Source organism: Bradyrhizobium lablabi (genome assembly GCF_900141755.1).
GTDB lineage: Bacteria > Pseudomonadota > Alphaproteobacteria > Rhizobiales > Xanthobacteraceae > Bradyrhizobium > Bradyrhizobium lablabi_A.
Genome location: NZ_LT670844.1, coordinates 4353149 through 4365424 on the forward strand (window position 1 = coordinate 4353149; position 12276 = coordinate 4365424).

Annotated in this window: 9 protein-coding genes; 7 read left to right on the plus strand and 2 right to left on the minus strand. The window is 63.7% G+C overall.

All coding sequences use genetic code 11. From position 1 onward, the window contains the following. Positions 1-30 precede the first annotated feature (30 nt). Both B5526_RS20285 and B5526_RS20290 read right to left on the minus strand, forming a co-directional pair. Positions 31-3588, minus strand: a complete 3558-nt coding sequence (locus B5526_RS20285) for a molybdopterin cofactor-binding domain-containing protein (protein ID WP_079540933.1) — start codon at positions 3586-3588, stop codon at positions 31-33. Beyond that, positions 3588-4070, minus strand: a complete 483-nt coding sequence (locus tag B5526_RS20290; protein WP_079545136.1) for a (2Fe-2S)-binding protein — start codon at positions 4068-4070, stop codon at positions 3588-3590. The genes B5526_RS20285 and B5526_RS20290 overlap by 1 nt, the downstream gene beginning before the upstream one ends. 342 nt (positions 4071-4412) lie before the next feature. Between B5526_RS20290 and B5526_RS20295 the strand changes: the two genes are divergently transcribed. The 7 genes from B5526_RS20295 to B5526_RS20325 all read left to right on the plus strand — a co-directional run bounded on the left by B5526_RS20295 (position 4413) and on the right by B5526_RS20325 (position 12246). After that, on the plus strand, positions 4413-5873 hold the full coding sequence (locus B5526_RS20295) for a 6-hydroxynicotinate reductase (RefSeq protein ID WP_079540934.1): 1461 nt from the start codon (positions 4413-4415) through the stop codon (positions 5871-5873). Beyond that, complete coding sequence (locus B5526_RS20300; protein WP_079540935.1) at positions 5870-6781, plus strand: UPF0280 family protein; 912 nt, start codon at positions 5870-5872, stop codon at positions 6779-6781. Before B5526_RS20295 ends, B5526_RS20300 begins: the two co-directional genes overlap by 4 nt. A gap of 33 nt (positions 6782-6814) precedes the next feature. Next, the gene (locus tag B5526_RS20305; RefSeq protein WP_079540937.1) at positions 6815-7399 is read left to right on the plus strand and encodes an amino acid synthesis family protein; all 585 of its coding nucleotides are present in this window, start codon (positions 6815-6817) and stop codon (positions 7397-7399) included. Positions 7400-7425: 26 nt separating this feature from the next. Continuing rightward, entirely contained in the window at positions 7426-8631 is a 1206-nt protein-coding gene (locus tag B5526_RS20310; protein ID WP_079540939.1) for an ABC transporter substrate-binding protein, read from the plus strand. 239 nt (positions 8632-8870) lie between these two features. Further along, positions 8871-10757 carry an ABC transporter permease gene (locus B5526_RS20315; RefSeq protein WP_079540941.1) on the plus strand — a complete coding sequence of 629 codons (1887 nt, stop codon included), beginning with the start codon at positions 8871-8873 and terminating at the stop codon, positions 10755-10757. Then, positions 10754-11545 carry an ABC transporter ATP-binding protein gene (locus tag B5526_RS20320; RefSeq protein ID WP_079540943.1) on the plus strand — a complete coding sequence of 264 codons (792 nt, stop codon included), beginning with the start codon at positions 10754-10756 and terminating at the stop codon, positions 11543-11545. Before B5526_RS20315 ends, B5526_RS20320 begins: the two co-directional genes overlap by 4 nt. Further along, the gene (locus B5526_RS20325) at positions 11542-12246 is read left to right on the plus strand and encodes an ABC transporter ATP-binding protein (protein ID WP_079540946.1); all 705 of its coding nucleotides are present in this window, start codon (positions 11542-11544) and stop codon (positions 12244-12246) included. Before B5526_RS20320 ends, B5526_RS20325 begins: the two co-directional genes overlap by 4 nt. Positions 12247-12276 lie beyond the last annotated feature (30 nt).

Below are 12276 nucleotides of genomic sequence, written 5' to 3' on the forward strand. Positions count from 1 at the left end.
AACCAGTGGGTTTTGGCCGGGCATGGCAGGTCAGCGCGTAACCCCTTGTCGGGCTTGGCGAATGGCGCCCGCTACCCCGGTCCAGGCCGGCTTGTCGGGGGCGAATTGCTGCCGCAGATACGCCACCAGTTCGGCGATCTGGGCGTCGGTCATGCTGTCCTTGAAGGCCGGCATGTAGCCGAGATCGCTCGAGGCTGGAACGGCGATGCCGTGCAGGATCACCTGGATCAGATTGTCGGGAACAGCGCTGTGCAGATTGCTGTTCAGTGCCAACGACGGCCGGCTGCCGAACAGCGGCGCGCCGCCCACCGCATGGCAAACCGCGCAGGCGCCTTCATAAAGGCGCACGCCGATCGGCGAGGCCGAGACTGCCCGGGTGCCGGTTGAGGTTTCAAGTTTCGCGGCGAGGGCGTCCTGTGCCGCCCTGTAGATCGCGTTCTCGTTGAACGAGGCGAGATAGACCGCCATGGCGCGGATGTCCTGATCGGGTAACGCCGCAAGCTCCTTCACCACCGGTGCCATCGGGCCCGCGGCGACGCCGTGAAAGCGGGATTCTCCCTTGCGCAGATAGGCAAACAGTTCGTCCTCGCTCCAGGGGATCGGCGCGTGCGACAGCGAGGTCAGCGGCGGCGCTTCCCAGCCTTCCGCGAAACCGCCTGCGAGATAGGCCTTTGCCGTCTCAGCCCCGAGCGCATTGCGCGGCGAATGGCAGGCGCCGCAATGGCCAAGGCCTTCGACCAGATAGGCGCCGCGATTCCATGTCTCCGACTTCGTCGCGTCGGGTTCGAACACGGTTGCTTGGTGGAACAGCGCATTCCATCCCGCCATTAGCGGACGCAGATTGAACGGAAACGCCAATGTGTTCTTTGGAGTTACGGCGCGCACTGGCGACTGCGCCATCACAAAAGCATAGAGCGCCTGCAGGTCGGCATCGATGGCCTTGGCGAAATGCGGATATGGAAATGCCGGATAGAGATGCCTCCCGTCGCGGTGAATGCCTTCGCGCATCGCGCGCTCAAAGGCGGGATAGGACCATGCGCCGATGCCGGTTTCGACGTCGGGGGTGATGTTGGTTGAGTAGATCGTGCCGAACGGCGTTTCGATGGCGCGGCCGCCGGCATTGATCGCGCCGTTCGCGTCGGTGTGACAGACCGCGCAGTCGCCGAGCGCGGCCAATTGCCGGCCGCGCGCGATGGTCGCTTGCGAATAGGTCGACGCTTCAGGCCGCGCGATCGGCGCGATCGCTCGCCAAGGCAGCACGGCGGTTCCGATGCCAACCACCGCAGCACATAAAGCCGCAACGGTTGCGAGTACGCCACGACGCTTTGCAAATGGATTTTGCCATTTGTCGCTCGAAGCCGCCAGCGTCGGGGCCGCCAACGATGTTACGCTGGGCGCCGCCTGCTGTTCGCCGTGCAATCCCCGGAGAATGCGTTCCGGCGTGAACGGCAATTCGCGAAACCGCACGCCGGTGGCATCATAGATGGCGTTGGCAATGGCCGCTGCACTCGGGACGGAGGCGGATTCGCCGACGCCGAGCGGCGGCTGATCCTGGCGCGGCAGCATCAAGACGTCGATTTTTGGCAATTCAGGAAATTTGATGATGGGGTAGGCGCCCCATTCGCGGCTCGTCACGAAGCTGCGGTCGAATGAGACTTCCTCCATCAGCGCGCGGCTCGTCGACTGGATGACGTTGCCATGGATCTGGTGGCGGACGCCGTCCGGATTGATCATCAGCCCGGAATCCTGACCCGCGACCACGCGCGTCACGCTGACATCGCCGGTCGCCTTGTTGACGGCGACGTCGGCGATCCAGGCCGACCACGCCGCGCCATAACCCGGAAACTTGCTGTGCACATAGAGCGCGTAGGCAAAGCCGCGCCCACGCACGATGTCGCCTTCGGCTTTGGGTTCTTGCCGGTGCGGACGTGGAGTCCAGCCGGCGCGCTCGGCCACCGCGTTGACGAGATCGACCGCGCGAGGGTCCTTCAAGTAACGCAGGCGATATTCGATCGGATCGACGCTGGCCTCAGCGGCGAGTTCGTCGATATAGGATTCATGCGCAAACGTGTTCGGCAATGCCGAGACGCCGCGCAGCCAGGCCGCGCGGACGATAGGCGGCATGTCGTGCACGACTACACGCATGGTGTCGTAATCGTAAGGCGGGATCGCGGTGCGGTCGCCCATCTCGAATACGTCCGCGATCGGCGCGATCGTGCCGGTCAGCAGCAATGCCAAAGTCGGCGCGCCGTTGGATGGATAGCGTGTGGCAAAATCGTAGCCCGCGACGCTGCCGTCCTCATTCAACCCGCCCTTGACGTCCATCAGTTGCGCGGCGCCCTTTGGCTCCCAGGCGTGCTCCTGTTCGCGCGTCAATTGCACGCGGACGGGCCGGCCGGCCGCGCGCGATAGAAGCACCGCGTCGGCTGAAACGTCGTCGGCGCAGTTCCGGCCGTAGCAGCCGGCGGCCTCCATCCGGATCAAATCGATGTCGGTCTCCGGGCGCGCCAGCAGCAGCGCGAGATCGGCGCGCAGGAGGTGGGGATTTTGCGTGCCGGACCACACCTTGATGTGCCCGTCCTGATAGTCGGCGACAGCGCAGGACGGACCGATCGAACCGTGCATCTGGTAAGGCCAGATGTAGGTCCGTTGCATCGGCTTTGCGGCGGCGGCAATGGCAGCATCGACGTCGCCCTTGTCGATCAGGGTCCGCGGCGTTGAGGGATTGGCGCGCAGCGCGGTGGCGACGTCCTTGAGATCGGGCAAATTCGGCGTCGGCTTCCATGTGACCCGAAGCTGTGCCGCCGCCTTGATCGCGTTTTCCTCGCGCTCGGCGATGACGCCGACGAAATCGCCGATCGTGACGACGGCGACCAGTCCCGGAATATCGCGCACCGAGGTTTCGTCGACCGCGATCAGGCTGGTGCCGACAAAAGCGCCGGCATCGACGCCGGCATAGGGCGGACGCACGACGCGGCCATGCAGCATGCCGGGCACGCGGACGTCGTGGACATAGACCAGTTCACCGGTCGCTTTTGCCGGCAGATCGACGCGCGGCTGCGATTGCCCAACGATGGTGTAGGCATTCACCGGCTTCACCGGCACATCTTCGGCAAGCTCGAGCCGGATGGTCTCGCCGGCAATCAATTCGCCGTAGCTGACGCTGCGGTTGTCGCGCCCGCGGATCAGGCCGTCCTCGATTGTGAGGTCTTCAACGGGAAGCTCAAGCCGCTCCGCGGCGCGCGCGATCAAAAAACGCCGCGCCTGGGCCGCGGCGTTGCGCAGGGGAACCGCCGTGATCTGGATCGTTTCGCTCGCAATCGTCGCGCCCTGATTGGGTACGCGCGAAGTATCGCCGAGCACGACGACGACGCGCGCAAAGGAGACGTCGAGTTCTTCGGCGACGATCTGTCCGAGCGCAGTGCGGATTCCGGTGCCGAGGTCGACATGCCCGTTGAAGGCGGTGACCGACCCATCAGCCGTGATCTTGACAAAAGTTTCGAACGTGCCGTCCGACCCGGCCGGGCGCACCACCGACAGTGCGCCGGCGAGAATCGTGCGATTGTCCGGAGAGCCTGGCGCGGCCATCAATCTTGCGCCTCGGCGAGGTGGCCTGCCGCCCGCATCGCGGCGCGCATGATTTCGATATGCGCGCCACATCGGCACAAATGGTAGTGCAGCGCTTCTTCAATCTCCGCCTTGGATGGCTTCGGGTTGCGCAGCAGCAGCGCCTTGGTGCTGATGATCATGCCGTTGAGGCAATAACCGCATTGCGCGGCCTGTTCCTTGATAAAGGCGTCCTGCACCGGGTCGGGATGTTCGCGCGAGCCCAGGCCCTCCAGCGTTACGATCTCGCGCCCGACGCAGCCATCGATCGGGATCACGCAGGCGCGCGCCGCGACGCCGTCGATCAGCACGGCGCAAGCGCCGCATTCCCCTAGCCCGCAACCGTATTTCGGCCCGTTCAATTCGAGATCGTTGCGTAGCACGTAAAGCAGCGCGGTATCAGGGTCGGCGCTGACATCATGAATCCGGCCGTTAACCGTCAGGCGGATCGTGGTCTGCGTCATGCTCATGGTCCCGGACGGACGTTTAAGTCGCAAACATCGCGGTTCAAACCCGCTGCAAAGATACCGTTTGTATACAAACGTGCAAGCCGCCGCTTCCGCGCTGCAACGCCTTGCCCGGTTTGTGAACAGACATCGTGGGCAATTTGCGCTTTTATTCGGCAGCGGCGTTTTTCGCTCCCAACGACGCTTGACAGGTTTTCACAACGCGCGCAACATCGTTTGTATACGAACAAAAAGCCCGGACGGCGGCAGACGGGATATTGAACGCGCCGCCACCCGAAATTCGTTGATCATGCGTCGTTACTAATCCGACAGTTTGACGCTGGCTTTGAGAGCTTGTTCATGCTGACCGAACCGACGAGCGCTGCCGCCGACGACAAGATCCGCTGCGATGCCTGCCCTGTCATGTGCTACATCAAGCCGGGGGCAGCGGGCGCCTGCGATCGCTACGCCAATCACAATGGCGAATTGGTGCGCGTCGATCCCCATATCGTGCTGGAGCGAACGGTGTCCCATGGCGGACGGCTGGTGCCGTTCCAGGCCACCGGTGATTGGGACGGCAAGATCGTCCACGAGCCCAGCGTCTTTGTCACGGCGATCGGCGCCGGCACCACCTATCCCGATTACAAGCCGGCGCCTTTCATCGTCTCCTCCGAGATCGACGGCGTCGACATGGTCACCGTGGTGACCGAAGGCATCTTCAGCTATTGCGGCGTCAAGGTGAAGATCGACACCGACCGTTATCTCGGCCCCGAGACCGCGACGGTCCGCGCGCAAGGCGAGGCGATCGGCCACGTCACGACCAGCGAATACGGCTCGCAGATGCTCTCGCTCGGCGGCGTGCATCATCTGACCGGCGGCTCGAAGAAAGAAGGCCGCGTTACCTGCGACGCGTTAATGGATCTCAGCAATTGCAAGCCCGTCGAGCTCACGATCGACGGCGGCGCCACGGTGGTGGTGCAGGCCGGCTATCCGCCGATCGTCAACGGCGTCGCGGAAGAGCGCATGCGCGTCGGCTGCGGCTCGGCGACCATCGGCATGTTTGCAAAACAATGGCACGGCAAGGTCGATGAGGTCGTGGTGGTGGACGACCACATCACCGGCGTTCTCAGTGAACATCAGGCCGGCAAGCTCCTGGATATTCCCGACACCGGGATCAAGATGAAGGGGCGGCGTTCGACGCCGGGCCGGTATTTCCAGGTCGCCGAACCCGGCACGGGGTGGGGCGGCACCAAAATTTCCGATCCGCTCTCGGTGCTGGGTCCGTTCGATGCGAAGAAGGCGCGGCCCGGCATGACCATGCTGATGGTCTCCACGACCGGTGAGCATGCGGCTTATTACGAACTCGACGAGGCGCTGAGGCCTGTCGAGAAAGAGATGCCGGCCGACCTGAAATTCTCGGTCGAGCGGATCCAGGAGAATTGCGAACCGGCGCTGTGCACCGTGTTGTTCATGGGTGGCGCCGGTGGATCGCTGCGCGCCGGCGTCACCGACAATCCGGTGCGTCTGACGCGATCGGTGAAGGAGGCGCTGACGCGGGTGACCAGCGGCGGCGCGCCGGTCTATGTCTGGCCGGGCGGCGGCATCACCTTCATGGTCGATGTCACGCGATTGCCGGCCGGCGCCTTCGGCTATGTTCCGACGCCGGCGCTGGTGGCGCCGATCGAGTTCACGCTGAAACTGTCGGACTATGCGGCACTCGGCGGCCATATGGATCACGTGCGTCCGCTGGCGTCGCTGAAGGACAGCGCCGAATTCCGTCAGACGCTTTCCCCGCCATCAGCGGCGGGAGCGCGCGCATGACGCGAACGCCGCAGATCGGGCTTTTGCCGGACGGCAGGCGGCTTCATCTGCAGGACGGTCCGATCGACCTGATCGTGGAGGCACGCGGCAGCGAGAGGGATTTGCGCAAGGCGTATGAGGCGGCCGCGCGGCGTTTTACCGGCTTGCTCGATGAACTCTGCAGTGAGTTGCCAATGTTGCGCCAGGCAGCCGATCCCAGGCGAAACCTGCTGCAAGGCGGCGTCGCGCGCCGCATGCATGATGCGGTGGCGCCTTATGCCGCCGATTGTTTTATCACGCCGATGGCCGCTGTCGCGGGCGCCGTGGCCGAAGAGATTCTCGGCGCGATGCTGGAAGAGGCACAGCTGACGCGCGCTTATGTCAACAATGGCGGCGACATCGCGCTGCATCTCGCGGAGGGCGAGCATTTTGTGGTGGGCCTTGCGGAGCGGCCGGACGCATCCGGCTTGATGCGGACCATGATCATTGATGCCGGTGATCCCTCGCGCGGCGTTGCCACCAGCGGCCGTCACGGCCGCAGTTTTTCGCTCGGCGTTGCCGACGCCGTCACCGTGTTGGCCCGAACTGCCTCGCAAGCTGACGCGGCTGCGACCATCATTGCCAATACCGTCGATCTGCCCGGACATGCCGCCATCATCCGCTGTCCGGCAAACGACCTGCAGCCCGACAGCGACCTTGGCGCGCGGCTGGTCACACATAGCGTCGGCGAATTGTCAGCAGGCGAAATCGAGGATGCGCTTGAATCCGGTGCCGCCTGCGCGCGAAAGCTGCTCGCGGCGGGATTGATCGACGGTGCTGCCTTGCGGCTACAGGGCGAGATGGTCATCGTGGGGACGAAAGCGATGGAGATGCCGGGATTGCGCGCGCAGCTTCGCAAGCGTCCAATCGAAAGCGCGATGCATGCGTGAGATCATTTACATCAGAGAACGAGGCGGACAACCATGAGCGCGGTCATTCGCAAGATCGTCACCGTCGTCGAGGAAACGCGGCTGGAGATGGGGAAGACGGTTAACCCGCCAACGCGCCGCGCCGCGGCCATTGCCGTGATCGAAAACCCGTTTGCCGGCAAATATGTCGAAGACCTCTCGCCTTTGATCGCGATCGGCGAGGAACTCGGCGAGTTGCTCTCGAAAAAGGCGGTCGCGGCGCTCGGGATCGACGGCGCCAAGGCGCAAAGCTACGGCAAGGCCGCCGCGGTCGGCGAAAACGGCGAGCTCGAACATGCGGCCGCGATCTTGCATCCCAAAATGGGCGCTCCGGTGCGGAAGGTATTGGGCAAGGGCGCGGCGCTGATTCCGTCGTCGAAAAAGCGCAGCGGGCCGGGCACGACATTGGACATTCCGCTCGGTCACAAGGATGCGGCGTTCGTGCGCAGCCATTTCGACGGCATGGAAGTGCAGATCAACGACGCGCCCCGCGCCAACGAGATCATGGTGGCGGTCGCGGTCACCGACAGCGGCCGGCCGTTGCCGCGGGTCGGCGGCTTGACGGTTGCGGAAGTCAAAGGCGAGGACGGTCTACGGTAATTTTCTTTTGGACACGGAGGTAAGGGATGCAAATTAGCAGATACTTCTTCGGCGCGGCATTGGCGATCATCGTTGCCGGCATGGCGAATACCGCCATGGCGCAGAGCGAAATCAAGATCGGCGAAATCAACAGCTACTCGCTGTTGCCGGCTTTTACTGAACCCTATCGCAAGGGCTGGCAGCTCGCGGTCGAGGAAATCAATGCGGCCGGCGGCATCAACGGCAAGAAGCTTGTCGTCATCTCCAAGGATGACGGCGGCAAGCCCGCCGACGCGCAGACCGCCGCCAACGAGCTGGTGTCGAGCGAGAATGTAGCGATGCTGACCGGCACGTTTCTGTCCAATATCGGCTTGGCGGTGAGCGATTTTGCGAACCAGAAAAAGGTTTTCTTCCTGGCGGCCGAACCTTTGACCGACGCCATCACCTGGGCCAAGGGCAATCGCTACACTTTCCGCCTGCGCCCCTCGAACTACATGCAGGCGGCGATGCTGGCGGAGGCGGCGGCAAAATTGCCGGCAAAACGCTGGGCGACGATCGCGCCGAATTATGAATACGGCCAGTCGGCGGTCGCGGTGTTCAAGAAGCTGATGTCGGAGAAGCGGCCCGACATCCAGTGGGTCGATGAGCAGTGGCCGCCATTCGGCAAGATCGACGCCGGCCCGGTGGTGCAGGCGCTCGCCGCCGCCAATCCCGAAGCGATCCTTAACGTCACCTTCGGCGCCGACCTCGTCAAGTTCGTGCGTGAAGGCAACACCCGCGGCCTGTTCAAGGATCGCACCGTGGTCTCGTTCCTGACCGGCGAACCGGAATATCTCGATCCCCTGAAGGATGAGACGCCGGAGGGCTGGATCGTCACCGGTTATCCCTGGTACTCGATCAAGACGCCGGAGCACGATGCCTTCCTCAAGGCGTATCAGGCCAAGTACAATGACTATCCGCGGCTCGGTTCGATCGTCGGTTACCAGACCATCAAGTCGGCCGCCGCGATCCTCGCCAAGGCCAACTCCACCGACCCCGAAAAGCTGATCGCGGCGACCGAAGGCTTGTCGGTGCCGTCGCCGTTCGGCGAGATCACCTTCCGCAAGATCGATCATCAGTCGACCTTGGGCGCCTTCGTCGGCAAGACTGCGGTGAAGGACGGCAAGGGCATCATGGTGGATACCGCCTATCGCAAGGGTTCGGACTATCTGCCTGGTGATGCGGAAGTGGAGAAGCTGCGTCCGAAGGAGTGAGTCGATCTTCTCCCTCGCCCCGCTCTTGCGGGGAGAGGGTCGGGGTGAGGGGCCCTATCCGCAGATTCGGACACGCGGATAGTCCCCCTCACCCGGAGACTTCGCTATCGCTTCGTCTCCGACCTCTCCCCGCAAGCGGGGAGAGGTGAAGGGGAAGACCTCATCCTGAGGAGCGGCCACTTGGCCGCGTCTCGAAGGATGAAGCAACTGCACTGAAACGCGCGCTAGCACGGATACAAATGGCCTTTTACATCGTTCAGTTCCTGACCGGTCTTGCCAGCGCAGCGTCGCTGTTTCTGGTGGCCTCTGGGCTGTCGATCATCTTCGGCGTCACGCGCATCGTCAATTTCGCCCATGGCGCGTTCTACATGCTCGGCGCCTACGTGGCGTTCACGCTGACCGAACGTTTTTCCGGCGCGATCGGATTTTGGGGCGGCATCGTCGCCGCCGCGCTGGTGGTCGCGGCCGTCGGCGTGCTGGTCGAGATGGTGCTGCTGCGGCGGATTTATCACGCGCCCGAATTGTTCCAGCTATTGGCGACTTTCGGCCTCACCTTGATGGTCGAGGACCTGGTGGTGCTGATCTGGGGGCCGAGCGACCTGCTCGGCCGCCGCGCCCCCGGGTTCAAGGGGGCGGTTGATTTCTTCGGCCAGAACATCCCGAGCTATGATCTGTTCCTGATCGTGCTCGGCCCGGTCGTTCTCGGCGTGCTCTGGCTGATGTTCCAGCGGACGCGCTGGGGCGTGCTGGTGCGCGCCGCGACGCAGGACCGCGACATGGTGGCGGCGCTCGGCGTCAATCAAAAATGGCTGTTCACCAGCGTGTTCGCGCTCGGGGTCTTTCTCGCTGCTCTCGGTGGCGCGCTGCAGATACCGCGCGATGCGGTCAATCACGCGATGGATTTGCGGATCATCGTCGACGTCTTCGTGGTGGTGGTGATCGGCGGTCTCGGCAGCATCATCGGCGCCTTTGTCGCAGCCGTGCTGGTGTCGGAACTCAACGCCTTCGGCATTCTGATCTTTCCGAAGATTTCCATCATTCTCGTATTCCTTGTGATGGCCGCGGTTTTGATCGTGCGGCCCTGGGGATTGTTCGGCAAGCAGGAGGCTGCAGCGCGCCGCACGCCGGGGCTCACTGTAAATCCCTGGCGTCCGCTGACGTCGAACGAACGGCTGGCGTCGATCGTCGCGCTGGCGCTGGCGGCGGCGCTGCCGCTGGTCGGCGGCAATTACGCGCTCACGGTCGGCTCGGAAATCGCGATCTTTGTCATTTTTGCCGCCAGCCTGCATTTCCTGATGTCGGTTGGCGGGCTCGCTTCGTTCGGCCATGCCGCCTATTTCGGGCTCGGCGCCTATGGCGTCGCGTTACTGGCAAAACTCGCCGGGCTGCCGATGATCGCTTGCCTGCTGCTCGGCCCGTTGCTCGGATGTCTCGGCGCCGCGGTATTCGGATTCTTCGCCGTGCAACTGTCTGGCGTTTACTTCGCCATGCTGACATTGGCCTTCGCCCAGATCGTATGGTCGATCGCGTTCCAGTGGGTCGAAGTGACCGGCGGCGATAACGGCATATTGGGAGTTTGGCCCGAGAAATGGGCGTCGAGCCCGTCGCATTTTTACTGGCTGTCGATCCTCGTCGCCGCGCTTGCGGTCGCAGCGCTCCGCATCCTGGTATTTTCGCCGTTCGGCTTCGCGCTGCGCGCGACGCGGGATTCGCCCTTGCGCGGTGAAGCCGTCGGCATCGACGGCAAGCGCATCCAGTGGACGGCTTTTGTCATCGCGGGCACTGTCGCCAGTATCGCCGGCGCGCTGTTTGCGTATCTCAAGGGCAGCGTGTTTCCGGACAGCCTCGGCATCTCGCTCTCGGTCGATGCGCTGGTGATGGTGCTGCTCGGCGGCGTCGAGACCGTCTCCGGCGCAGTCGTCGGCGCCATCGTCTACAAGGCCCTCAACATCTGGCTGGTGAGCCAGACCGATCTGTCAAAGCTCGTGCTCGGCGCTGTCATTGTCCTGATCGTGGTCGCCTTCCCCAAAGGCATCGTCGGGATGCTGGAGACGATCCGCAATCGCCGCCGCTCGTTGTCGCCAAAGTCCGCCCTTCTCAATTCCCGGATCGAGACCGCCGAATGAGCACCGCGCCGACGCTATTGTCCGTCGAAAGCCTGAGCAAATCCTATGGCGGCGTCCATGCGGTGCGCGGCGTGTCGTTTGCGCTTCGAGCCGGCGAAATCCTGGCGCTGATCGGGCCCAATGGCGCGGGGAAAAGCACCTGCTTCGACATGCTCAACGGCCAGAATGTCCCCGACAGCGGCCGGATCCATCTGCTCGGCCAGGACACCACGGCCAAGAAGCCACGCGCGGTCTGGCGGCTCGGCGTCGGCCGCACCTTCCAGATCACCGCGACATTTCCGACCATGACAGTGCGCGAGAACGTCCAGGTCGCGTTGGTGTCGTATCACCGGCAGTTATTCAATCTTTGGTCTTCGACGCCGCGGTTTGCGCCGGAGGAGGCCATGCGCCTGTTGGAACTGGTTGGCATGGGCGGCTATGCCGAACGTCCCTGCGGCGAACTCGCCTATGGCGATCTGAAGCGGCTGGAGCTTGCGATCGCGCTCGCCAACCAGCCCAAACTGTTGCTGATGGATGAGCCGACCGCCGGCATGGCGCCGCGCGAGCGCATCGAGCTGATGCGGCTGACGGCCGGCATTGCGCGGGAAAAATCGATCGGTGTGCTCTTCACCGAGCACGACATGGATGTCGTGTTCGAACACGCCGACCGCATTCTCGTGCTCAATCGCGGCACCTTGATCGCGGAAGGCTCGCCCGAGGAAGTCCGCCGCAACCCGCAAGTCCGCGCCATCTATCTCGGCGAGGGCCTGGTCTACGACGCCCGCCATCGCGAGGGAGCGAGCGCATGAAGCTAGCGGTCGAGGGACTCAATAGTCATTATGGCCCGGCGCACATCCTGTTCGACATCGCGCTCGAGGTCGGCGACGGCGAGGTGGTGGCGCTGCTCGGGCGCAATGGCGCCGGCAAGTCCACGACCTTCCGCTCGATCGTCGGTCTGGTCGCGCAGCGCACCGGCCGCATCGTGTTCGAGGGCAAGGATGTCTCGAGCCAGCCGACGCATGCGATCGTCAGCCGCGGGCTCGGTTATGTGCCGGAAGAGCGGCGCATTTTTACGGACCTGACGGTTGAGGAAAACCTCGAAGTCGGCCGCCAACCAATGAGGCCGAACGCACCGCACTGGACTCGGGAAAAATTATTCGCGCTGTTCCCGAATCTCGGCGAGATGCGCGGTCGTCCGGGCGGGCGTATGAGCGGCGGCGAACAGCAAATGCTGACCATCGCGCGGACCTTGATGGGCAACCCGTCGCTGGTGCTGCTCGACGAGCCCTCGGAAGGATTGTCGCCGAAGATCGTGGAGCAGATGGTCGACGCCATCCTGACCATGAAGAAGGAAGGCGTCAGCATCGTCGTGTCAGAACAAAACCTGCATTTCGCGCGGCTGATTTCCGACCGCGCCTACATCATCGAGCGCGGCCGCATCTGCTTTTCCGGCACCATGGCCGAGCTCGACGCGCGTCCGGACGTGCGAGACGCGCATCTGGCGCTGTGATCGCAGGCGACGGGGCAAAACAGGGGCGGG